At 60.0% G+C, this 20,417-nt stretch carries 26 protein-coding genes; 12 read left to right on the top strand and 14 right to left on the bottom strand.

Annotated elements, in window-relative coordinates:
- Nucleotides 1-46: 46 nt before the first annotated feature.
- Nucleotides 47-1,276, bottom strand: coding sequence for a winged helix-turn-helix domain-containing protein (locus CER19_RS03945; RefSeq protein ID WP_116665478.1), 1,230 nt, complete (start codon nucleotides 1,274-1,276; stop codon nucleotides 47-49).
- Nucleotides 1,277-1,321: 45 nt separating this feature from the next.
- Complete coding sequence (locus tag CER19_RS03940; protein WP_116665477.1) at nucleotides 1,322-1,528, bottom strand: DUF1127 domain-containing protein; 207 nt, start codon at nucleotides 1,526-1,528, stop codon at nucleotides 1,322-1,324.
- Between the two features lie 70 nt (nucleotides 1,529-1,598).
- On the opposite strand from CER19_RS03940, the gene CER19_RS03935 reads away from it, so the two are divergent.
- Nucleotides 1,599-2,480: a LysR family transcriptional regulator gene (locus CER19_RS03935; protein ID WP_032892730.1), complete on the top strand. Its 882-nt coding sequence runs from the start codon at nucleotides 1,599-1,601 to the stop codon at nucleotides 2,478-2,480.
- Here CER19_RS03935 and CER19_RS03930 read toward each other — a convergent pair.
- Nucleotides 2,470-3,219 (bottom strand): sulfite exporter TauE/SafE family protein, encoded by a 750-nt coding sequence (locus tag CER19_RS03930; protein WP_116665476.1) that lies wholly within the window; start codon nucleotides 3,217-3,219, stop codon nucleotides 2,470-2,472. The genes CER19_RS03935 and CER19_RS03930 overlap by 11 nt on opposite strands.
- Before the next feature lie 108 nt (nucleotides 3,220-3,327).
- Between CER19_RS03930 and CER19_RS03925 the strand changes: the two genes are divergently transcribed.
- From CER19_RS03925 to CER19_RS03910, 4 genes are all read left to right on the top strand, one after another.
- Nucleotides 3,328-4,278 (top strand): LysR family transcriptional regulator, encoded by a 951-nt coding sequence (locus CER19_RS03925; RefSeq protein ID WP_116665475.1) that lies wholly within the window; start codon nucleotides 3,328-3,330, stop codon nucleotides 4,276-4,278.
- Nucleotides 4,279-4,358: 80 nt separating this feature from the next.
- Nucleotides 4,359-4,811, top strand: a complete 453-nt coding sequence (locus CER19_RS03920; RefSeq protein ID WP_003189887.1) for a MarR family winged helix-turn-helix transcriptional regulator — start codon at nucleotides 4,359-4,361, stop codon at nucleotides 4,809-4,811.
- 233 nt (nucleotides 4,812-5,044) lie between these two features.
- On the top strand, nucleotides 5,045-5,464 hold the full coding sequence (locus CER19_RS03915) for an organic hydroperoxide resistance protein (protein ID WP_003189884.1): 420 nt from the start codon (nucleotides 5,045-5,047) through the stop codon (nucleotides 5,462-5,464).
- 27 nt (nucleotides 5,465-5,491) lie between these two features.
- Complete coding sequence (locus tag CER19_RS03910; protein WP_116665474.1) at nucleotides 5,492-6,508, top strand: alpha/beta hydrolase; 1,017 nt, start codon at nucleotides 5,492-5,494, stop codon at nucleotides 6,506-6,508.
- A gap of 66 nt (nucleotides 6,509-6,574) precedes the next feature.
- Here CER19_RS03910 and CER19_RS03905 read toward each other — a convergent pair whose 3' ends face one another.
- Nucleotides 6,575-7,147, bottom strand: a complete 573-nt coding sequence (locus CER19_RS03905; protein WP_003172723.1) for an elongation factor P — start codon at nucleotides 7,145-7,147, stop codon at nucleotides 6,575-6,577.
- A 49-nt stretch (nucleotides 7,148-7,196) separates the two neighbouring features.
- Nucleotides 7,197-8,330, bottom strand: coding sequence for an elongation factor P maturation arginine rhamnosyltransferase EarP (gene earP / locus CER19_RS03900; protein ID WP_116665473.1), 1,134 nt, complete (start codon nucleotides 8,328-8,330; stop codon nucleotides 7,197-7,199).
- 132 nt (nucleotides 8,331-8,462) lie between these two features.
- Here earP and CER19_RS03895 point away from each other — a divergent pair, with 132 nt between their 5' ends.
- Both CER19_RS03895 and CER19_RS03890 read left to right on the top strand, forming a co-directional pair.
- On the top strand, nucleotides 8,463-8,831 hold the full coding sequence (locus CER19_RS03895; protein WP_116665472.1) for a hypothetical protein: 369 nt from the start codon (nucleotides 8,463-8,465) through the stop codon (nucleotides 8,829-8,831).
- 14 nt (nucleotides 8,832-8,845) lie between these two features.
- Entirely contained in the window at nucleotides 8,846-9,328 is a 483-nt protein-coding gene (locus tag CER19_RS03890; protein ID WP_116665497.1) for a transcription elongation factor GreAB, read from the top strand.
- 124 nt (nucleotides 9,329-9,452) lie between these two features.
- Here CER19_RS03890 and cysB read toward each other — a convergent pair whose 3' ends face one another.
- From cysB to CER19_RS03865, 5 genes are all read right to left on the bottom strand, one after another.
- Nucleotides 9,453-10,427 carry an HTH-type transcriptional regulator CysB gene (gene cysB, locus CER19_RS03885; RefSeq protein ID WP_003189876.1) on the bottom strand — a complete coding sequence of 325 codons (975 nt, stop codon included), beginning with the start codon at nucleotides 10,425-10,427 and terminating at the stop codon, nucleotides 9,453-9,455.
- Nucleotides 10,428-10,530: 103 nt separating this feature from the next.
- Nucleotides 10,531-11,031: a universal stress protein gene (locus CER19_RS03880; protein ID WP_058410332.1), complete on the bottom strand. Its 501-nt coding sequence runs from the start codon at nucleotides 11,029-11,031 to the stop codon at nucleotides 10,531-10,533.
- Between the two features lie 48 nt (nucleotides 11,032-11,079).
- Entirely contained in the window at nucleotides 11,080-11,997 is a 918-nt protein-coding gene (locus CER19_RS03875; RefSeq protein WP_116665471.1) for a 5'-nucleotidase, read from the bottom strand.
- A 15-nt stretch (nucleotides 11,998-12,012) separates the two neighbouring features.
- Nucleotides 12,013-12,975 (bottom strand): putative 2-dehydropantoate 2-reductase, encoded by a 963-nt coding sequence (locus CER19_RS03870; protein ID WP_116665470.1) that lies wholly within the window; start codon nucleotides 12,973-12,975, stop codon nucleotides 12,013-12,015.
- Nucleotides 12,972-13,358: a thioredoxin gene (locus CER19_RS03865; protein ID WP_116665469.1), complete on the bottom strand. Its 387-nt coding sequence runs from the start codon at nucleotides 13,356-13,358 to the stop codon at nucleotides 12,972-12,974. Before CER19_RS03865 ends, CER19_RS03870 begins: the two co-directional genes overlap by 4 nt.
- Here CER19_RS03865 and CER19_RS03860 point away from each other — a divergent pair.
- On the top strand, nucleotides 13,357-13,791 hold the full coding sequence (locus tag CER19_RS03860; RefSeq protein ID WP_116665468.1) for a PilZ domain-containing protein: 435 nt from the start codon (nucleotides 13,357-13,359) through the stop codon (nucleotides 13,789-13,791). The genes CER19_RS03865 and CER19_RS03860 overlap by 2 nt on opposite strands.
- Before the next feature lie 130 nt (nucleotides 13,792-13,921).
- Entirely contained in the window at nucleotides 13,922-14,998 is a 1,077-nt protein-coding gene (locus CER19_RS03855; RefSeq protein ID WP_003189871.1) for a 3-deoxy-7-phosphoheptulonate synthase, read from the top strand.
- Between the two features lie 69 nt (nucleotides 14,999-15,067).
- On the opposite strand, the gene CER19_RS03850 is transcribed toward CER19_RS03855, so the two are convergent.
- Entirely contained in the window at nucleotides 15,068-15,349 is a 282-nt protein-coding gene (locus CER19_RS03850) for a GNAT family N-acetyltransferase (protein WP_003189869.1), read from the bottom strand.
- Nucleotides 15,350-15,961: 612 nt separating this feature from the next.
- On the opposite strand from CER19_RS03850, the gene oprI reads away from it, so the two are divergent.
- Nucleotides 15,962-16,213 carry an outer membrane lipoprotei OprI gene (gene oprI, locus CER19_RS03845; protein ID WP_003172710.1) on the top strand — a complete coding sequence of 84 codons (252 nt, stop codon included), beginning with the start codon at nucleotides 15,962-15,964 and terminating at the stop codon, nucleotides 16,211-16,213.
- 225 nt (nucleotides 16,214-16,438) lie between these two features.
- Here oprI and CER19_RS03840 read toward each other — a convergent pair whose 3' ends face one another.
- The 3 genes from CER19_RS03840 to CER19_RS03830 form a co-directional block, all read right to left on the bottom strand.
- A complete protein-coding gene (locus tag CER19_RS03840; protein ID WP_116665467.1) occupies nucleotides 16,439-17,404 on the bottom strand; it encodes a L,D-transpeptidase family protein in 966 nt (321 codons plus the stop codon).
- Between the two features lie 97 nt (nucleotides 17,405-17,501).
- A complete protein-coding gene (locus CER19_RS03835; protein WP_003189866.1) occupies nucleotides 17,502-17,795 on the bottom strand; it encodes a hypothetical protein in 294 nt (97 codons plus the stop codon).
- A 58-nt stretch (nucleotides 17,796-17,853) separates the two neighbouring features.
- Nucleotides 17,854-18,459: an arylesterase gene (locus CER19_RS03830; RefSeq protein WP_165861593.1), complete on the bottom strand. Its 606-nt coding sequence runs from the start codon at nucleotides 18,457-18,459 to the stop codon at nucleotides 17,854-17,856.
- A gap of 10 nt (nucleotides 18,460-18,469) precedes the next feature.
- On the opposite strand from CER19_RS03830, the gene CER19_RS03825 reads away from it, so the two are divergent.
- Both CER19_RS03825 and CER19_RS03820 read left to right on the top strand, forming a co-directional pair.
- Nucleotides 18,470-19,153 carry an ABC transporter ATP-binding protein gene (locus tag CER19_RS03825; protein WP_116665465.1) on the top strand — a complete coding sequence of 228 codons (684 nt, stop codon included), beginning with the start codon at nucleotides 18,470-18,472 and terminating at the stop codon, nucleotides 19,151-19,153.
- A partial coding sequence (locus tag CER19_RS03820; RefSeq protein WP_133298304.1) for an FtsX-like permease family protein occupies nucleotides 19,153-20,417 on the top strand: 1,265 nt, incomplete at its 3' end. The genes CER19_RS03825 and CER19_RS03820, both read left to right, overlap by 1 nt.

Genomic DNA, 20,417 nt, shown 5'->3' with positions numbered 1-20,417 from the left:
TTGAACGCGTTTCTCTGTGGGAGCCGGGCTTGCCCGCGATAGGGCCTTAAAGGCTGACATCCCAGTTAAGCATCGCAGCCCTCAATCGGGCAGCACTGGGTCGCTGGCAATTGAGCTGGACCTGTTCCAGCCCTAGCCAGTCGGCCATTTTGCGCAGGTTCAGCGCCAGCGCCAGCATGCCTTCCTCATCCAGCCCCGGCTCTTCCTCATGTACGGCATGCACGGCCAGGCGCCCATGGGCACGCTCGGCCCGCAGGTCGACGCGCGCGGCAATGCGTTCGTTGTGGAGAAACGGCAACACGTAATAGCCATACACGCGTTTTTCTTGCGGGGTGTAGATCTCCAGCCGATAGCGAAAGTCGAACAAACGCTCAGTGCGGCTGCGCTCCCATATCAGCGAATCGAACGGCGACAACAATGCACTGGCCGGCACTGTGCGCGGCAGTTTCGGCGCCGCTGGGCAGTACGCTGGTTGTTTCCAGCCCCGCACCTGGCACGCCAGCAGTTGCCCATCCTCGACCAGCTCGGCCAAGCGGTTGCGGCTGTCGGCGGGGTCGAGGCGATAGTAATCGCGCAGGTCCTTTTCGGTGGCGACACCCAGCGCCGTCGCACTGTGCAACAGCAAGCCGCGCTGCGCTTGACCCTCGCTCATGGAAACCTTGAGCACCTCGGCAGGAATAACGCGCTCGGGCAAATCATACAGCCGCTCAAATCCTCGACGACCGGCACCCGTGACCAAGCCAGCGGCGAACAGCCATTCCAGCGCGTGCTTTTCATCACTCCAATCCCACCAGGGCCCGGCACGCTCCTCGCGGGTCGACAAGCTACCCGCCCCCAAGGCGCCCTGCTGTTCGACGGTGCGCAACACGCGCTGAATCGTCGCCTGCTGTTCACGGCCAAAACGTGCCATTTGCGCATAAATCCCCCGCCCTTGCCGGGCACGCTCCATGCGCCAACCCATCAACGGATACAGCGCCATGGGCAGCAGCGACGCCTCATGCCCCCAGTATTCGAACAGTGAGCGTCGCCGCCCCTGGCTCCAGGCGGCCTGCTCAAGGATCGACGGGGAATAAGAACCAAGGCGGGAAAACACCGGCAGATAGTGGGAACGCACCAGCGCATTGACCGAGTCGATCTGTAAAACGCCCAGGCGTTCGATCAGGCGGTTGAGGTGCGCGGCCTTTATCTGTGCAGGCGCCTGGCGCCCGGAAAACCCCTGGGCCGCCAGCGCCATCCGTCGAGCTTGCTTGAGTGAAAAACACAGGGCGGCGGGCATGGCAATCTCCATAGAAGCTCGCCCCCTACCCTACTGCATCCTGGCTTATTTGCGCAGCGGATCTTCCCAGAAATGCCGGTGGCTTTCCTGCGCGACATCGGCGCGGTTGAGCCCGATGTCCTTGAGTGCTTCATCGCTCAAGGTCGCCAACATCTGGCGCTCCTGGTGCAACAGCTGCCAACGCGCGAATGTGTGAAACAACCCGGCAAACGGCCATTTATCCGTCGATATGAAACCTTTTTGACCTTTCATCTTCTCGCCCTCCAGTGGGGATGACGACAGTGTGTGCCGGGCATTATGATCAATCCAACGAATGTTTCTTATGCAATACATCTCGGAGATTGATCAATTGTCCGCCTATCCCAGCATCGACACAGACGTGCTTCGCACCTTCGTCGCCATTGCCGACCAGGGCGGTTTCACCCGCGCCGGCGAGCAGGTCAACCGCACTCAATCGGCGGTCAGCATGCAGATGAAACGCCTGGAAGAAGACGTGCTGCAGCGCAAACTGTTCGAGCGCGATGGCCGCCAGGTACGGCTCACGCCCGAAGGCCAGGTGCTGTTGGGTTATGCGCGGCGCATCCTGAAATTGCACAGCGAAGTGTTCAATACCCTGCGCGAGCCGCATATGGTGGGGTTGGTGCGCATTGGCACGCCGGATGACTACGTGATGCGTTTTCTGCCAGGGATCCTCAAGCAGTTTTCCAAAGCCTACCCACTGATCCAGATCGAAATGCACTGCGAAGCATCGACCGTATTGATGCAACGGCGCGACCTGGCGTTGACCGTGATCAGCCGCGAGCCCGGCAATGATCTGGGTGAGTTATTGCGTACCGAACGCATGGTGTGGGCAGCCTCACCGTGCTTTTGTGTGGAGGAGCACGATGCCCTGCCCCTGGCGGTGTCCGGCGACGAGTGCCTGTACACTCATTGGGCACGTGCCGCATTGGACGCGGCCGGACGAGATTATCGCCTGGCCTATCACAGCTCTAACGGAGCAGCGATCCTGGCAGTGGTCAGCGCGGGACTGGCGGCGATGGTCAGCATGGAAAGCCTGGTCACCGACGACCTGCGAGTACTCGGCAGCGACGAAGGCTTCCCGCCTTTGCCGTCGATGAACCTGCGCTTGCTGCGTAACCCGCAGATGACCTCGCCGATCACCGAATGCCTGGCGGACTACATCGTCGAAGGCTTCAAACTTTAAAGGTCAGCATCACCGCGCACACCACCAAAAAGCCACAGAAGAGGCCGCGCAACAGACGTTCCGGCAAGGCATGCGCCACTTTCACGCCCCAACTGATACTCAGCAGGCCCCCCACCGCCAGCGGCAGGCCGATCATCCAGTCCACCTCGTGGTGCCAGGCATAGGTGACCAGGGTCACACCGGTGCTGGGCAACGCCAAGGCCAACGACAAGCCTTGGGCGACCACTTGAGTAGTGCCGAAGACGCTGGTGAGTACCGGCGTGGCGACCACCGCGCCGCCGACCCCGAACAACCCGCCCATGGAACCGGATGCCGCGCCCAAGACGCCAAGCCAAGGCCAGGAATAACGCATTTGCGTGGTGGGCGGCGCGTTGCGAGTGAACATGCGCAATAGGTTGTAGGCCGACAACGCCACCAGGAAAACAATAAAGCCGATGCGCATTGCCCCGGCATCCAGCCCCACCGCCCAGATCGACCCCAGCCACGCAAAGCAGAAGCCCATCGCGCCCAGCGGCAAGGCGTGGCGTAATTCGATGCGATTACGCTGGTGATAGCGCCACAGGGCGAGCATCACATTGGGCACCACCATGACCAGCGCGGTGCCTTGGGCAATTTGCTGATCCAGGCCGAACAGCACGCCGAGCACTGGGATAGCAATCAGCCCACCGCCAATACCAAACAGCCCGCCCACCGTACCCAAAGCCGCGCCCAATAGCAGGTACATCACTAGATCCAACACCGCTCACACCTCCGAAATCCCAAGATTGGCATGCTACGCAGTCCACTCTGGCGTGGAAACGCACAGCAACGCACAATGGCTGTGCCAATCTCGCACAAGCGCTCGCCTATGAACCCCAATACTCTGACCGATCAACTGAGCCTGTTTCTCGATGTGATGGAAACCGGCAGCTTTTCCGCTGCCGCACGACGTCATCCACTGACGCCCTCGGCAGTAGCGCGTCGAATCGACAGCCTGGAAGGTTCAGTGGGTAGCCGCCTGTTCCAGCGCAGCACCCACGCGGTAGTGCCTACACCTGCCGGCTTGGCCTTTGCCGAACGCGCGCGGCGGATTGTCAGTGAACTGCAATTGGCGCGGGCCGAAGCGGTGTCCCTGAGCCATGCGCCGGAAGGGTTGATCCGGGTAGATGCACCGGCAGCGTTTGGTCGCCGCCACCTGGCGCCGGTGATCGCGGACTTCTTGAACGTGTATCCAGGGCTGGATGTGCACCTGCACTTGATCGACAGCTTTGTCGATATGCAAGGCGCACACCTTGGCAAGGTAGACCTGGTGCTGCGCGCCGGGCATATCGTCGACACTCGTCGGATCGCTACACCCCTGGCGAGCATCGTGCGCATTGCCTGTGCCAGCCCGACCTATCTGAAAACCCGCGGCACACCCACCCATCCTCGGGAACTGAGCGAGCATGACGGCCTCGATTGGGATGGCCTGGCACCGATGTTCGCCTGGCGCTTTGAAATGGACGGGCGCCGCACGACCTATCGCCCCCGGCGCATCCGCATGAGCGCCAATAACGCCGAGGCGCTGCTTTCGGGCGCACTGGCCGGGCTGGGCATCGCGCACCTGCCGACCTGGTTGGCCAGTGAATATCTGGTGCGTGGAGAACTGTTGCCGCTGTTTTGTGAAAACGGCTTGCCCAGCCCCGAAACCGCCGGCATTTACGCGCTGCGCCTCGAACAACAGCCCAACGCACGTAGCCGATTATTGCTCGAATACCTCAAATCCCGTTTCAGCCCGGTGCCGCCCTGGGATCAGGCATTGCAAAGCGGCCTGGTCTGACCACTTGGATAGAATTATCTGGCGCATTAAAGATTCGCCCGCTAGATTCCAGCACAGACACGTTTTTTCGAGGCACCACAATGAGTAAAAACCCTGACCCCTGCCAATCCCTGCTGCTGGATAACCAGTTGTGCTTCGCCCTGCACTCCACCTCGCTGCTGATGACCAAGGTCTACAAGCCCCTGCTCCAAGCCCTGGGCCTGACTTACCCGCAATACCTGGCCATGATGGTGCTGTGGGAAGAGGATGGATTGACCGTCGGCGAAATCAGCAGCCGCCTGCTGACCGACCCTGGCTCGCTGACGCCGCTGCTCAAGCGTCTGGAAGCTGAGGGCCTGCTCAGCCGCACCCGCAGCCGCGAAGATGAGCGGGTGGTCGTAGTGGAACTGACGGACGCCGGCCGCGCGTTGCGAGGGAAGGCCATGGATGTTCCCCAATGCATCCTCGGCGCCAGCGGGTTGGACATCGAACAACTGCGCACGCTGCAAAACGATCTGCTGGCGCTGAGAGGCAACCTTCAAGACAGCCTGTAATACCGCCCGGAGCCATCACTCCCCCTCTCCAGTTAAACGGCTCAGATTAGTCCTATAGTCCGAGCCGTATTGCTCACGTCATAAAGCACTTTCTTCTTACAACCTAAGCGCGGCAGTCGGAAAAATTCGGCTTTTTAAAATTTAACTTGCGCGCAAAATATTAGCGGAATATATTCGCTACAAATTACTTAGCGCGCAAATATTTTGCGCAAATCAACCGCGAGGAAAATCCCATGCAAACTCTCTATACCGCCGTAGCCACTGCCACCGGCGGCCGTGATGGCCGTGCTGTTTCCAGCGACAACATCCTTGACGTCAAACTGTCCACCCCGAAGGAATTGGGCGGCGCCGGTGGCCAGGCCACCAACCCTGAACAACTGTTCGCTGCCGGCTACTCGGCCTGCTTTATCGGTGCCCTGAAATTCGTCGCCAGCCAGACCCAACGCAATATCCCGGATGACGTATCGATCACTGCCCATGTAGGCATCGGGCAGATCCCCGGCGGTTTCGGCCTGGACATCGACCTGCACATCAGCCTGCCGGGCCTGGCCCAGGACGATGCGCAAAGCCTGGTCGACGCCGCCCACCAAGTCTGCCCGTACTCCAACGCTACTCGCGGCAACGTTGATGTGCGCCTGCACGTAGCCGTGTAACGACCACTACCACCCCCAGGAGGAAACATGAAAAAGATCGGCAAAATGCTCACCGGCACCCTGCTTGCCCTGTCTATCACCAGCGCCTTCGCCGCTAACGGTGATATCGAGCACAACACCCAGGCCTTCCTGGATGTATTGAATTCGGGTACCGGCAAGCCGCTGGAACAACTGACGCCCCAAGAGGCGCGCGCGGTGCTGACTGGCGCCCAGGCCGGGGTGAAGCTGACCCTGCCCAAGACGGATGTGAGCCAGAAGACCATTCAAGTCGACGGCCAGCCACTTGACCTGACCATCGTGCGACCGGCCGGGGTCAAGGGCACTTTGCCGGTGTTTATGTTTTTCCACGGGGGCGGCTGGGTGCTAGGGGATTACCCGACCCATGAACGCCTGGTACGTGATCTGGTAGTGGGCTCGGGGGCGGTCGCGGTATTCGTCAACTACACGCCATCACCGGAAGCGCATTACCCAGTGGCGATCAACCAGGCCTACGGTGCAACCAAGTGGGTCGCTGAACACGGCAAGGAGATCAATGTTGATGGCAAACGTCTCGCCGTGGCAGGCAATAGCGTCGGCGGTAATATGGCGGCGGTGGTCAGCCTGATGGCCAAGGATAAGGGCACGCCAGCCATCAAGTTCCAACTTCTACTATGGCCGGTGACGGACGCCAACTTCGACACAGGCTCCTACAACCAGTTTGCTGAGGGGCACTTCCTCACCAAAAACATGATGAAATGGTTCTGGGACAACTACACCACCGATGCCACTCAGCGCGCCGAGATCTATGCTTCACCATTGCGGGCTACAACTGCGCAGCTCAAAGGCTTGCCGCCTGCGCTGGTGCAGACCGCCGAGGCCGACGTGCTGCGTGACGAAGGTGAGGCTTATGCCCGCAAGCTGGATCAGGCCGGTGTACCGGTGACGGCCGTACGCTACAACGGCATGATCCACGACTACGGCTTGCTCAATGTGGTCAGCCAGGTGCCTGCGGTACGTTCGGCCTTACTGCAAGCATCAGATGAGTTGAAACAACACTTGAAGTGATCAAGTAGACGCCCACAAAAAAGCCCGACTCAAGGTCGGGCTTTTTTCGTATCGCCGGGGCCAGAATTACTTCTTGGCGCGACCTTTGTACGAACCACCTTCACGGGTGTCGATCTCGATCAGGTCGTCGATTTCGATGAAATCGGCCACTTGCAGCTCGGTACCGTTGCTCAGCTTGGCAGGCTTCATCACCTTGCCGGAAGTGTCGCCGCGAGCGGAGCCTTCGGTGTAAGCAACCTTACGCACGATGGTGGTCGGCAGCTCTACGGAAACCAGACGCTCTTCGAAGAAGATAGCTTCGCAGACGTCTTCCATGCCTTCTTCAATGAACGGCAGAACGGCTTCGATATCTTCGGCGTTCAGCTCGTACATGGTGTAGTCAGTGGTGTCCATGAACGTGTAGGTGTCGCCGCTGATGAAGGACAGGGTCGCTTCTTTGCGGTCGAGGATCACATCGTCCAGTTTGTCATCGGCGCTGTAGACGATTTCGGTCTTGTAACCGGTCAGCAGGTTCTTCAGCTTGGTCTTCATGATTGCGCTGTTACGACCAGACTTGGTGAACTCAGCTTTCTGAACCAGCCAAGGGTCGTTTTCGAGACGGATCACTGTACCGGGTTTCAGTTCTTTACCAGTTTTCATTGCGTATATCCGAAATTTGGATGGGATTGACAAAAATCAAGGTGGCGTATCATATCCAACTTTCATAAAACTGTACCAGCGCCGTCGCAAGATCGGCCTGCAAGCCTTGTTCCAGACACCAGTTCTGCGCGTGTTGGCTGACCTCGGGCCAATGTTCCAGCAGCATTTTCCAGGACTGTGCCATATCGCCATCAGCGTTCCAGGCTTGCCAGAGCGTGACGACGGCAGCTTTGGCGGCCGGTGAAAGTGCGGCGGTGTACAGTTCCAGGAAAGCATCGAGCTTGTCCAGGTGGATGTCTTCGTCCTGGCGGTAGATGTGCCACAGCAATGGCCTCCCCGCCCACTGGGCACGCACGAACGAGTCTTCGCCACGTACGGCGTTGAATTCGCAGCACCATAGCAATCGGTCATATTGCTCCTGACGCACGAATGCAATGACCTGAACGGTCAGCGTGCCGCGCACCCGAATGTCTCCCGCCGACAAACTGCTCACCCCCAGCCAGCGTTGCACATCCCCCAGAATGCGCCCTTCCGGCACCAGCAAGTGCGTCCCACGTCCATCGGCTGCCAATACGTTCAGCCAGCCGGCCAACCCGTCATTCTCATAGGCAAACAGCGACATCAAACGCGCGCCGGCCGTCGGAGCAACGCCCAGGCTTTGCAGGAACTGTCGCTGCGCAACATCATCCCGCTGAAATGCCCGGCGTCGCTCCAACAAGCCGGCTTCGCGCAACAGGCCGCCGGTGCCAGGACGAAAACCCGGGAAGAAAAAGTATTTCTGCACACCTTTGTACTTCACCGAAGGCAAGCGATGACAGCCCACCACCCAGTCTTCAGCGCTGAGGTAATCCAGGTTCATCCACAACGGCGCACGCTCACACTCGGCCATGCGGTCCATGTACTCAGGCGGTAGCTGGCACGCGAACGCGGCAATCACCACATCCGCTGGGTGTGCGCCTGGCCATTCGGCCGGCCAGTGACGCACTTGGACGCCCTCTTGCCATTGCTGGCTTACCTGCACATCAATGTCCGGGCACATGCGCTCAAAAGCCCGCAGGTCGTCGACCCACAAGCGCACGTCACAGCCATGCTCCACCACCAACTGCCGGGCCAGGCGCCAGGTCACGCCGATGTCGCCATAGTTGTCGACGACACTGCAAAAAATATCCCAGCGGGCTTTCATTCCGGGCTCCATCGATCAAAGGTTCGATTGTCCGCATAAATGCGTGGATGCAGAAGGCTTGATCGCGATTATTCTGCACGGAGGCTGTGCGACAATCACCGCCATGCCGTCAATGCCTGCCAGGAGGCCCTTATGTCTGACCGTCCGTTATCGCTGTTCAAGCTCTGCATCGCGATTGCCGCAGGCGTGTGGCTAGGGTTTATCGCCATTGCGCTGACCACCTGGCTGGCGTCTCGCTACCTATTCCCCCAGAGCCTGGCGCCGGTGGCACAGGCGGTTCAACAATGGGGCCAACCGGCGATGGTTGAGCCGCAGCCACCGAACCGCCTGTTCGAACAGTACCAACAGAACCTGCATAAACAGGAACAACAACAGGCTCTGGAACAGGCCCGAAGCAACGCGCGTAACCTGTCCAACCCCAAATGCCAGTTCTGGCTGCAACAAGACCAGAACGCTCCCAATGAAAAGACGCGGGCCAATGTCCTGCAATTCTGCGATTGATGCCAGATACCGCCATGAATAAACACGCCGTGCTCCAGTTGATCCTGGAAAAGCTCACCGTCGACCTCGACATCGTCCAACGCGCCGCGCAGACCGCCTACGAAACCGCGACCCACGAAGAAAACATTGCCGAAAACAAATACGACACCCTCGGCCTGGAGGCTTCGTACCTGGCCACCGGGCAGGCCCGGCGAGTGGAGGAGATCAAGCAATCGCTGGTGCTGTGCCAGCAACTGCAGCTACGTGCGTACGATGATCAACGCGGGATAGAGATAGGCACGCTGGTAGGCCTGGAAGACGAGGACGGTCGTCAGCAATGGCTGTTCCTGGCGCCGGATGCGGCGGGTTTGAAAGTGGATGTGGTCGGGCAACCGGTGACCGGCATCACGCCGCGCTCGCCGTTGGGTAAAGGCCTGTTAGGCAAGCGTATCGATGAAGAGGTGGAGATTCTGGTGGCCGGCGCTCGGCAGCTCTTTACGGTGACCGAGGCCAGATAACCTACAGCCCCTGTAGGAGCGAGCTTGCTCGCGAAGGAATGCAAGGGCGCCGCATACAACCTGGCACCCCGCGTTAACGTTGGCGATCTTCGCGAGCAAGCTCGCTCCTACAAGGTCATCGCGGTCAGTGGACGGGCAGTTCAACGCCGTCGAACAACTCTTCCAGCTCTTGCTTGTTGTGGCACTGGATCGCCTTGGCCATTACTTCGCGGGTCAGGTGCGGTGCGAATTTCTCGATGAAGTCGCACATGAAGCCGCGCAGGAAGGTACCGCGGCGGAAACCAATCTTGGTCACGCTGGACTCGAACAATTCGCTGGCATCCAGCACCACCAGGTCTTTGTCCAGGTTGGTGTCGACCGCCATCTTGGCGACGATCCCGACGCCCAGGCCGAGGCGCACATAGGTCTTGATCACGTCGGCATCGGCAGCGGTGAACACCACCTTGGGCGTGAGGCCGCGATGGCTGAACGCTTCGTCGAGCTTGGAACGGCCGGTAAAGCCGAACACGTAGGTCACGATCGGGTATTCAGCCAAGGCTTCCAGGGTCAGCTTCGGCAGCTTGGCCAAAGGGTGCCCCTGGGGCACAACCACACAGCGGTTCCAACGGTAGCAGGGCATCATTACCAGGTCGCCGAACAATTCCAGGGCCTCGGTGGCGATGGCAAAATCGACGGTGCCGTCAGCGGCCATCTCGGCAATCTGCATCGGCGAACCCTGGTGCATGTGCAGGGCTACGTCCGGGTATTGCTTGATGAAATCACGGATCACCGGCGGCAATGCATAGCGCGCCTGGGTGTGAGTGGTGGCGATCGACAAGGTGCCTTTCTTCTCGTTGGAGAATTCCTGGGCGATCTGCTTGATGCTTTCGACTTTACGCAGGATCTCGCCGGCGGTGGTGATGATGCGCTCGCCAGCTGGAGTGACGCGAGTCAGGTGTTTGCCGCTGCGTGCGAAGACTTCGACGCCCAACTCGTCTTCGAGCAGGCGGATCTGCTTGCTGATACCAGGTTGCGAGGTATAGAGGCTTTGAGCGGTAGCGGAAACGTTGAGGTCGTGGTGCGCCACTTCCCAGATGTAGCGCAGTTGTTGAAGCTTCATATGAATCCCTCAAAGCAGATAGACGCCACGGGTATCAGCGACGGTATATAACTATATTAAAGGTTTGACGGATAAATCTAGAACTTTTTATCGTTTTTACCGATCAACTATCGTCACTGCGCCGCCGCTGCAGCGACGGCACCAGGTAAACCGGCACGGGGGACAACTGCAACACCCGTGCGGCGGTACGTCCAAGGGGGACGGCCACACCGGTTGCCTGGCTATGACTGCCTACGACCAGCAAGTCGACGGACAGTTTTCGCAACTGGTCGAGAATCACCTCGCAAGGGTCCCCCTGGATCACCTTGACCGAGCGAATCCATTGCAGGTCCTGCTCCCCTTCCCCCCACTCCTCGCGAAAGCTGTCCAGCACACGTTGTTCAATCGTCGCCATCACCGTGCTCAACCCCTTGCTTTGCCATTCGCTCAGGGCAGTCTCATCAAGGTAGCTCTGCAACACCGATTCAGCGAACAACCCGATGGGCTCAACCACATGGATCACATACAAGTCAGCCTTGAACGTTCGCGCCAGCGCCAGCGCATGTTGCATCACGTAGGGCGCATACAGACCGAGGTCCGTGGCAAACAGCATCGAACGAATCATAAAACCTCCTGGGCTGCCAGGATGGCGGGGATTGAATGAGCTTAGCAGCTAGCTCTCGGTCTGGATTCTCAACTCGTTACTGATGCCATGGGGCACGTGCCCCGTGGCCACCACCTCCCTGGCTTTCTCGCAATGGCCGGCCTGATCATCGAAAAACACATCGGCGGCGAAGGCCTCCAGGAACGCGGATTTTTCCAGGCCACCGAGGAACAGCGACTCGTCCAGGCGGATATCCCACTCGCGCAACGTGCGGATCACACGTTCATGGGACGGTGCCGAACGCGCCGTGACCAGCGCGGTGCGAATCGGGCAGGCCTCATCGGCAAACTCACGCTGCAACAGGTTCAGTGCCGCCAGGAAGCCCTTGAACGGACCACCGTGCAAAGGCTGGCGCGCCGACTCCCGCTCGCTGGCCTGGAAGGCTGCCAGCCCGCCGGCCTGGTAGACGCGCTCGGACTCATCGGAGAACAGCACGGCATCGCCATCGAATGCAATGCGCAGCTCTTCGCTGGAAGCGCGGCGCGCGCCGCCCGACAGAATCGTCGCCGCCGCAAACCCTGCATCGAGGGCGCTACGCACATCTTCAGCGTGGGTGGAGAGAAACAGATGACAACCGAAGGCGGCCAAATAGGGATAGGGACTACGCCCGCCTACGAAAGCGGCGCGGGAAATATTCAGGCCGTAATGCTGAATCGAGTTGAACACCCGCAACCCGGTATCAGCACTGTTGCGCGACACCAACACCACCTCGACCCGCGCACGCCCCAGGCTGGCATTCAGGCTCAGCAGCTTCTTGACCAGCGGGAAGGCATCGCCAGGCTCGAGGGTTTCTTCCTCGTGCTCGATCTGGTATTTGCGGTAAGCCTCGACCCCTTCAGCCAGGTAGACCTTGTGGCTGTCACTCAGGTCGAACAGCGCTCGTGAGGAAATCGCCAGCACCAGCTTGTCACCCAATCCCTTCGCCATGATGGTTCCCCCCAATCAGCGGTTGTGCCGATCAATAAAACTCAAGGCCTGGTACAGCGCCTGCATGCGTGGCAGTTCGCAACCGGCCGCTTTGGCAGCGGCCAAGGGACGGGCGTAGATGGCCGCCAGCTCCAACGGTCGCTTGTGCAGGTGGTCGTGATACATGCTGGGCAGGTAGTCGTCCATGGTTTCTGTCATGGCGAACATCTGCCCGGCGTAGCTGGCAGCAATTTCATGCCCGCAGGCATGAGCGCCCTGCACCACCTCGGCCATCAGCGCCTGGATCAACTCGCGGCTGGACTCATCGGCCATCATGGCCGTGGTGCCCGTGCCCAGCAACACCGAGAGGCCGTTGAACGGCACGTTCCAGACCAGCTTGTGCCAACGCGCCAGATGCACATTGGCCATGGCCTGGGACTCGATGCCGGCTTGATGAAACAGCCCGGCGCCGGCTTCGACAATCGCCTGTTGCTGCACCTCGTCGTTGGCCGCCGTGCCGCTGTGATAGCCCAGGTTGACCCGGCCCAGCGCCTGATGCTCGACCACGCCGGGGGCCGAACGGTGCACACCGATGTAGCACAGGCCGCCCAACAGATGCAGCGACGGCGGCAGGTGTTCACGCAGGCTGTCTTCCACATCGAGGCCGTTTTGCAGGAGCACCACTTTGGCATTCGGCGCCGCCACCTGGGCGATGGTTGGCGCCAGGTCCACATTACCGGTGGACTTGGTGCCCACCAATAGCCAGTCGCACGGCGGCATGTCGGCGGCGCTGGCATAGGCCTGAACCGGATGCAGGTGCAGTTGCCCATGCACCGTACTGTTGACGTGCAGGCCATGCCTGCTCACCGCGGCATATTCGCTGCGCAACAGGAAATGCACATCGAAGCCGGCACGCGCCAGCATCAGTCCGTAGTAACCGCCAATGGCACCGGTGCCAATAATGCCAATGCGTGGCGACGGGGCTGCAACTGCTGTCATGGCAAATCCTCTGGTGTTCGGTTGAGCGCCTGGTTTACGCATTCGGCGAGGTCGGATGCTGTAAGACGTGTCTGTAATTGCCCAAAGAATTGACCCTCGCATACCAGGAACAACGCCGGCAAATGAAAGATCTGGTAGCGTTCCACCGCACCGCCGTTGTGCCCGGCATCCACCCAGCACACGCGGTCCACCGGCAAGTGCCAGCCGGGCAACTGCTGGCGTGCCCAGCGGCAACTGGCACAACCGACACTGGTGAACACTACCAGCGAAATACCTGGCAATCCCAGCAATTGCTGGTCAATATCCAGGTCGGTCAATTCCAGTTCCTTCACTATACTGCTGCCATTGCCGTCAACTGGACGGCGCTCGGAGTCCGTGTACATGGGTCGTTTTTTACCTCACCCTGATGATGTCGCTGTCGAGTTGATCCAACGCCCCTCTCCCGCACTGCCCCGCCAACGCCTGCACACTATCGGCCGCGGCGGCGTCGCCTGCAATTGGCCGCGTGCCTGGCGCGCCGGCACGGCGGTTGACCTGTATATCCCTTCCCTGGGGCCCAGCGCCCGTTATCCAGGCTATGTCGCCTGGTGCCGCAAAGTCGAACAGGGCTATCGCATTGGTATTTGCTTTACCGACGAACACGCCTTGTTCGGTGCACGGATGGGCGAGCAAGTGTGCCAGATCGAGCGTTACTGCCGCCTGCACGAAGACGCCGAGCCAACGCCTGCACAACTTGAAGCCATGGCTCGTGACTGGGTATCGCGCCATGCCGGCGAGTTCTCCCATGAGGCGGTTGTGCAGCCAGCGCTGGATTAAACCGGGCTTTGCCCATTGTCGCGGGCCCGTGTTACGCGCTAAGGTTCCTCCCCCCTGCATTCAAATCATGCTGTGCCCGCCGCACGGGGATAGCTGGCGGCCGGCACCCGTGACCCTGGCGAGTAACACGATGGCTGATTTACCGATCAATGACCTTAACGTTGAATCCAACGAGACCCTGATCACCCCCGATCAGCTCAAGCGCGAAATCCCCCTGAGCGACGCTGCCCTGCAGACCGTCACCAAGGGCCGCGAAGTCATCCGTGACATTCTCGACGGCACCGACCACCGCCTCTTCGTGGTGATCGGGCCCTGCTCTATCCACGACCTCAAGGCCGCCCACGAATATGCCGAGCGCCTCAAGGTGCTGGCGGCAGAGGTGTCCGACACCTTGTACCTGGTCATGCGCGTCTATTTCGAGAAACCGCGTACCACCGTCGGCTGGAAAGGCTTGATCAACGACCCGTACCTGGACGACTCCTTCAAGATCCAGGACGGCTTGCACATCGGTCGCAAGCTGCTGCTGGACCTGGCTGAAATGGGCCTGCCCACCGCAACCGAAGCCCTCGACCCGATCTCCCCGCAATACCTGCAGGACCTGATCAGCTGGTCGGCCATCGGCGCACGCACCACCGAATCCCAGACCCACCGCGAAATGGCGTCCGGCCTGTCTTCGGCCGTAGGCTTCAAGAACGGCACTGACGGCGGTCTGACCGTGGCGATCAATGCGCTGCAATCGGTCTCCAGCCCTCACCGTTTCCTGGGTATCAACCAGGAAGGCGGCGTGTCCATCGTGACGACCAAGGGCAACGCCTACGGTCACGTGGTGCTGCGTGGCGGCAATGGCAAGCCCAACTATGATTCGGTCAGCGTCGCGCTGTGCGAACAGGCGTTGAACAAGGCCAAGATCAAGCCAAACATCATGGTCGACTGCAGCCACGCCAACTCCAACAAAGACCCTGCCTTGCAGCCGTTGGTGATGGAGAACGTTGCCAACCAGATTCTGGAAGGTAACCAGTCGATCATCGGCTTGATGGTCGAGAGCCATTTGAACTGGGGTTGCCAGGCGATTCCAAAAGATTTGGCCGACTTGCAGTACGGCGTGTCGATCACCGATGCCTGTATCGATTGGTCCGCCACCGAAACCACCCTGCGCAGCATGCATGCCAAGCTCAAGGACGTGTTGCCCCAGCGCAAGCGCACCTGAGTCTGTACCGGTTTCGCGCACACAAAAACGCCGGGCTAAGCCCGGCGTTTTTTATTGGCAACTGGTCAGTTACAGCTTCGCGGCATGGCGCTGGTGGCGCTCCATATAGCGTTCGACATAGGAGCACGACGGGATCACCGTGTAGCCAGCCTCTTCGGCAAACTTCAAGGCTTCCTCGGTCAACGCAGCCGCAATGCCTCGCCCCCGCAGTGCGTTGGGCACGAAGGTGCGATAGATATCCAGGGTCTGCTTCCCGAGGTCCATGTAGGTCAGGTAGGCACGATGACCGTCCACATTGGTCTCGAACTGATGACCAGCCTGGTCATGGTGGATGGACAACGCCTCGCTCATCACTACTCCTCGCGGGTCTGAATTAACGACCCTACCTTACCGATGTTTTTCCGGCGAAGGAACATCTACGCCACCCCGTGCCGGTTTCGACAACGAGAAAACCGTGAGCGCTCACAACCAGCACATAGGGAATAGTAGGCACCAATCCTGAAATTGCTCAAGGCGCACTCGTCATTCCCCACCGCTGGTGGATATAGAAAGGGCCTCGATCAACCGGTGACCGATAGCCTGAACATTGCCGGCAGTTGAACCTTGAGACGAACTGGCGCTCTTAAAGTCACCTCTAGATGCGCAAAAGATGCCCGCCGCAGTAAAGCCAAGCGTAACCAAAGTGCCCCGCTTCGTTATATAAAATTTCATCTATTTACAAGGCTTAACACATGCGGGCCGGCCCTTTCAGCCTGGATCCAATGTCCGTCGAGGTGCAAAAAATTGGACAGTTTTCATACAAACCGCCAAAAGATTAGCCAAAATAGATTCGGCACAGGAAATTTTTTTGCTTCTTGCGCAACGTCAGTTTACTTACTACAAGTAATGGGTAGTATGTACGCCGGCTATTAGCTCACTCTGAGAAAGTAGCCATTAAATTGAAAGTCCTTGAAGGGGAACACGATGAACAACGTTCTGAAATTCTCTGCTCTGGCTCTGGCCGCAGTTCTGGCTACCGGTTGCAGCAGCGTCTCCAAAGAAACCGAAGCTCGTCTGACTGCAACTGAAGACGCAGCAGCTCGCTCCCAGGCTCGTGCAGACGAAGCCTACCGTAAAGCTGATGAAGCTCTGGCTGCTGCTCAAAAAGCACAACAGACTGCTGACGAAGCTAACGAGCGCGCTCTGCGCATGCTTGAAAAAGCAAGCCGCAAGTAATAATCCTTCGGGGTTGTTATCAAGCCGATCCATTTATGGGTCGGCTTTTTTTTGCCTTTGATTTGGCCCGTGCCACTTGTTGGTCGTTCCCACGCTCGTGGGAATGATCGGGCAATGTGGGAGCGGGCTTGCTCGCGAAAGCGGTGGATCAGTCAACATCAATGTTTGCCGGGCCGACGTCTTCGCGAGCAAGCCCGCTCCCACAGGGATATTCGCTCAGGCTTATTATTGAAGATCAAGCGGGGTGCTGGACGCCACAGGTGCGCCGCCTGGCACACCAATTTCGGTCGGCAAGCCATCCTCGGCGGCGACCACATCACGCACCTGGTCCCAGTTGACGCGCAGGTTATTGGACAGGTCTTCGCGCTTGAGCAACGCATTGATAACCGCGGTGTGCTTGTCGACCACCGATGGCGTACCGTCATCATTCAACGGCGTGTGGGCCTCAAGGTAGACCTTGCCACCACTGCTGCCGAACTTGTACGCGTCATTGATGATGCGCACTGACGTGCCTACCGGCACCATGCCTGCCATTTCCAACACGTTGTTATTGAACATGCGGAAGCACCCGTGGCTGGTACGCGTGCCGATCCCGAATTTCATGTTGGAGCCGTGGATCAGGTAACCCGGCGTGCCCAGGGTGAACTTGAACGGCCCCAGTGGGTTGTCTGGGCCGGCAGGCACTACGTTGGGCAGCGGGTCACCGTTAGCGGCGTGCTCGGCCTTGATCGAGGCCGGTGGCGTCCAGGTCGGGTTGGGCGTCTTGGCGATGATGCTGGTATGGGCGATCGGCGAACCCCAGCCTTCACGGCCGATGCCCAGGGGGAAGGTGTAGACGACGTCTTGGCCTTTTGGATAGTAGTAGAGCCGGTATTCCGCCAGGTTGATCACAATGCCTTCCCGCGGCCCGGGCGGCAGGATAAAGCGTGTCGGCAGCACAATCTCGGTGCCCGCACCCGGCAACCAGGCATCGACACCCGGGTTGGCCGCAACCATTTCCGAATAGCCCAGGTCGTAGGTGGTGCCAAGGTCGGCAAAGGTGTCTTCGTACTTGGCCTTGATCACTTGGACCTGGCCAACGATGTCCTCACCGGGCGGAGGCAAGGGCAACTGCAAGGCCGCCGCCGAACCCGCCGCACAAAGCGCAGCAAGAGACAGGCAGCAGGTGACGACGGAAAGGCGCGACAACATCCGGAAAATCCTTCGCAAGACGACGGGTAGGTTAAAAGCCAGCTACAAGCTTTCAGCCGCTAGCTTACAGCTTATAGCTTGAAGCTTGCAGCTGCTTCTATAACTCGAAGCGCAGCTCCGGCCAGATCGGCGGCGTGCCGCGCTTTTGCGATTCGAGAATCGCCCGGCATAACGGGCAGAGTCGCTGGTCTTGGAAAATCGAGCGGTTGACCGATGACCAGCGTGGCTGTGCGGGCAATAAAGTGCCGCAGAGCGTGCGATCGATCGAGCCGCCCAGTTCCAATTGACGCGCCACCAAATGCACTCGCACTTCCTGGCAGGCGAACAGGTCCAGCTGCTCGTCCGGCTCGATCAGTTGGTAGTTAAACAGGGACCAGGCAGGGCGCGACATCGAGGGCTCCAAATCGGGGGGGCGCCACCTTAGCCGAAAGCCTGCCGGTAGAAAAGCGTCATAACAGCGGTTTCAGCGTTGGCCAGACATTTTCCAGCAACTTGCCTTGCGCCGCGACCGCTGGGTGCAATTGATCAGCCTGCATCAGCTCTGGATGACCGCCCACGCCCTCGAGGAAAAACGGCACCAGAGGAATGTCTTTTTCCTCGGCCAATGCACCATAGACTTTTGCAAATGCGGTGGTGTATCGAGGCCCGTAATTGGGTGGCAACTGCATACCCAGCAGCAGCACCTTGGCACCGCCGGCCTTGGACTGGTCAATCATCGACGCAAGATTTTGTTTCAATTGCGCCGGCGGCTGGCCGCGCAAGCCATCGTTGCCGCCCAACTCGATCACCACCACGTCCGGTTTGTGCGTTGCAAGCGCCGCGGGCAGCCGCGCGAGGCCTCCTGCACTGGTGTCACCACTGATGGAAGCATTGACCACTTTGTCGTCAAAACCCTCCTGCTTGAGCCGTTGTTCCAGCAACGCGACCCACCCTTTGCGGGTATCCAGGCCGAAACCGGCACTGATACTATCGCCAACGATCAGGACTGTACCCGCCGCTGCGTTCTGGGCCATGCACATCAAGGCCAGGCCAGCACTCAAAAACCACACTCGCATCGGATTCTCCATGGGCGCAAGCATTCTCACCGCGCGAAACCTTAGCAAAGTGGTTCCCAGCGCGGAAGGTGAACTGACTATCCTGCACGAACTGAGCCTGGAACTGAACAAGGGCGATAGCCTGGCTATCGTCGGCAGCTCCGGTTCCGGCAAATCCACACTATTGGGCCTGCTGGCCGGCCTCGACCTGCCCAGCAGCGGCGAAGTAACCCTGGCCGGGCAAGCCCTTAGCACCCTCGACGAAGATCAGCGCGCGCGCATCCGTGCCGAGCATGTGGGATTTGTATTCCAATCCTTCCAGCTTCTCGACAGCCTCAACGCGTTGGAAAACGTCATGCTGCCGCTGGAACTTGACGGTCGCAAAGATGCCCGCGAGCGCGCTACCCATCTGCTGGAGCGCGTCGGTCTCGGCAAACGCCTGACCCACTCGCCCCGCCAACTCTCCGGTGGCGAACAGCAACGAGTGGCGATTGCCCGCGCGTTTGCCGCCGAACCGGACGTGCTGTTTGCCGACGAGCCCACCGGCAACCTCGACAGCCATACTGGCGAGCGCATCAGCGATCTGCTGTTCGAGTTGAATAAAGAGAGCGGTACGACCCTGGTACTGGTCACCCATGACGAGCGCCTGGCCCACCGTTGCCGACGCCTGATCCGCCTTGAAGCCGGCCTGATGGTCGCGCCCCTGGAGCCTTGATGGCACGTTTGCCGCTGTTGCGTCTGTTCAGTCTTGCCATGCGTCAGTTACTGCGCGATGCCCGCGCCGGCGAATTGCGCGTGCTGTTCTTTGCCCTGCTGGTGGCCGTGGCCGCCAGCACCGCCATCGGCTACTTTGGTGCGCGCCTCAACGGCGCCATGCTGCTGCGCGCCACCGAATTCCTCGGCGCCGACCTGGTGCTCGAAGGCAGCTCGCCGGCCCGTCCCGAGCAAATCAAATCTGGGACCGAACTGGGCCTGGATCACGCTCGCATCGTGGAGTTCTCCAGCGTTATCGCCACCGATAACGGCATCCAACTCTCCAGCATCAAGGCGGTCAACGAGCAGTACCCCTTGCGCGGCGAGCTTAAAAGCAGCGCCGAGCCCTTCGGTACGCAAACCCCGGGCGGTGGCCCCGAACCTGGTGAAGCCTGGGTGGAAGCACGGTTGCTGACAGCGCTGGACCTGAAAGTCGGCGACAGCATCGATGTCGGCATGAAGACCCTGCGCCTGGCGCGCATCCTGACCTATGAGCCCGACCGCGCCGGCAATTTTTACAGCCTCACGCCCAGGGTCATGATCAACCTGGCTGACCTGGACGCCACCGGTGTGGTCCAGCCAGGCAGTCGGGTGAGCTACCGCGAACTATGGCGTGCGCCACAAGGCAGCACAGCGCTGCAAACCTATCGCGACCTGGTCAAACCGGGCCTGGCCGCCAACCAGCGCCTGCAGGACTCCCGCGATGGCAACCAACAGATCGGCGGCGCGCTGGGCAAGGCCGAACGCTACCTGAACATGGCCAGCCTGGTGGCCGTGCTGCTGGCTGGCGTGGCCGTGGCACTGTCGGCCAACCGCTTCGCCAGTCGACGCTTCGATGCCAGCGCTTTGTTGCGCTGCCTGGGCTTGTCGCGCCGTGAAGCCATGCTGCTGTTCAGCCTGCAACTGAGCGTACTGGGCTTGCTGGCGAGCCTGGCTGGCGCCCTGCTCGGCTGGCTGGCGCAATTTGGCCTGTTCTACTTCCTGCACGACCTGCTGCCCGCCGACGTACCGCCGGGCGGGTTGCTACCGGCCGTGGCGGGGGTTGGCACCGGGCTGGGCGCCCTCGCGCGCTTCGCCCTCCCGCCCCTGGCCGCACTGGGGCGGGTACCGCCGCTGCGGGTATTGCGCCGCGATTTGCTGCCTATTCCCTCAAGCACCTGGATGGGCTACGGCGCGGCGGTGTTTGCCCTGGGCCTGGTCCTGTGGCGCCTGAGCCTGGGCCCCGT

Origin of the sequence: Pseudomonas sp. GL93 (assembly GCF_003408955.1) — a bacterium.
GTDB lineage: Bacteria > Pseudomonadota > Gammaproteobacteria > Pseudomonadales > Pseudomonadaceae > Aquipseudomonas > Aquipseudomonas paracarnis.
The sequence above is the reverse complement of the archived record's forward strand: the minus strand, read 5'-3'. Positions and strand labels throughout refer to the sequence as shown.

What these genes read in the sequence shown, in the direction of transcription:
- CER19_RS03880 (WP_058410332.1), bottom strand. Translation starts at nt 11,031, where the DNA reads ATGATTCGTTCGATGCTGTTTGCCACGGACCTCGGTCTGTATGCGCCC.
- CER19_RS03865 (WP_116665469.1), bottom strand. Translation starts at nt 13,358, where the DNA reads ATGTACACGGACTCCGAGCGCCGTCCAGTTGACGGCAATGGCAGCAGT.
- CER19_RS03890 (WP_116665497.1), top strand. Translation starts at nt 8,846, where the DNA reads ATGAATAAACACGCCGTGCTCCAGTTGATCCTGGAAAAGCTCACCGTC.
- CER19_RS03860 (WP_116665468.1), top strand. Translation starts at nt 13,357, where the DNA reads ATGGGTCGTTTTTTACCTCACCCTGATGATGTCGCTGTCGAGTTGATC.
- CER19_RS03910 (WP_116665474.1), top strand. Translation starts at nt 5,492, where the DNA reads ATGAAAAAGATCGGCAAAATGCTCACCGGCACCCTGCTTGCCCTGTCT.
- CER19_RS03940 (WP_116665477.1), bottom strand. Translation starts at nt 1,528, where the DNA reads ATGAAAGGTCAAAAAGGTTTCATATCGACGGATAAATGGCCGTTTGCC.
- CER19_RS03945 (WP_116665478.1), bottom strand. Translation starts at nt 1,276, where the DNA reads ATGCCCGCCGCCCTGTGTTTTTCACTCAAGCAAGCTCGACGGATGGCG.
- CER19_RS03830 (WP_165861593.1), bottom strand. Translation starts at nt 18,459, where the DNA reads ATGCGAGTGTGGTTTTTGAGTGCTGGCCTGGCCTTGATGTGCATGGCC.
- CER19_RS03915 (WP_003189884.1), top strand. Translation starts at nt 5,045, where the DNA reads ATGCAAACTCTCTATACCGCCGTAGCCACTGCCACCGGCGGCCGTGAT.
- CER19_RS03855 (WP_003189871.1), top strand. Translation starts at nt 13,922, where the DNA reads ATGGCTGATTTACCGATCAATGACCTTAACGTTGAATCCAACGAGACC.
- oprI (WP_003172710.1), top strand. Translation starts at nt 15,962, where the DNA reads ATGAACAACGTTCTGAAATTCTCTGCTCTGGCTCTGGCCGCAGTTCTG.
- CER19_RS03905 (WP_003172723.1), bottom strand. Translation starts at nt 7,147, where the DNA reads ATGAAAACTGGTAAAGAACTGAAACCCGGTACAGTGATCCGTCTCGAA.
- CER19_RS03870 (WP_116665470.1), bottom strand. Translation starts at nt 12,975, where the DNA reads ATGACAGCAGTTGCAGCCCCGTCGCCACGCATTGGCATTATTGGCACC.
- cysB (WP_003189876.1), bottom strand. Translation starts at nt 10,427, where the DNA reads ATGAAGCTTCAACAACTGCGCTACATCTGGGAAGTGGCGCACCACGAC.
- CER19_RS03840 (WP_116665467.1), bottom strand. Translation starts at nt 17,404, where the DNA reads ATGTTGTCGCGCCTTTCCGTCGTCACCTGCTGCCTGTCTCTTGCTGCG.
- CER19_RS03935 (WP_032892730.1), top strand. Translation starts at nt 1,599, where the DNA reads ATGCAATACATCTCGGAGATTGATCAATTGTCCGCCTATCCCAGCATC.
- earP (WP_116665473.1), bottom strand. Translation starts at nt 8,330, where the DNA reads ATGAAAGCCCGCTGGGATATTTTTTGCAGTGTCGTCGACAACTATGGC.
- CER19_RS03825 (WP_116665465.1), top strand. Translation starts at nt 18,470, where the DNA reads ATGGGCGCAAGCATTCTCACCGCGCGAAACCTTAGCAAAGTGGTTCCC.
- CER19_RS03925 (WP_116665475.1), top strand. Translation starts at nt 3,328, where the DNA reads ATGAACCCCAATACTCTGACCGATCAACTGAGCCTGTTTCTCGATGTG.
- CER19_RS03895 (WP_116665472.1), top strand. Translation starts at nt 8,463, where the DNA reads ATGTCTGACCGTCCGTTATCGCTGTTCAAGCTCTGCATCGCGATTGCC.
- CER19_RS03835 (WP_003189866.1), bottom strand. Translation starts at nt 17,795, where the DNA reads ATGTCGCGCCCTGCCTGGTCCCTGTTTAACTACCAACTGATCGAGCCG.
- CER19_RS03875 (WP_116665471.1), bottom strand. Translation starts at nt 11,997, where the DNA reads ATGGCGAAGGGATTGGGTGACAAGCTGGTGCTGGCGATTTCCTCACGA.
- CER19_RS03850 (WP_003189869.1), bottom strand. Translation starts at nt 15,349, where the DNA reads ATGAGCGAGGCGTTGTCCATCCACCATGACCAGGCTGGTCATCAGTTC.
- CER19_RS03920 (WP_003189887.1), top strand. Translation starts at nt 4,359, where the DNA reads ATGAGTAAAAACCCTGACCCCTGCCAATCCCTGCTGCTGGATAACCAG.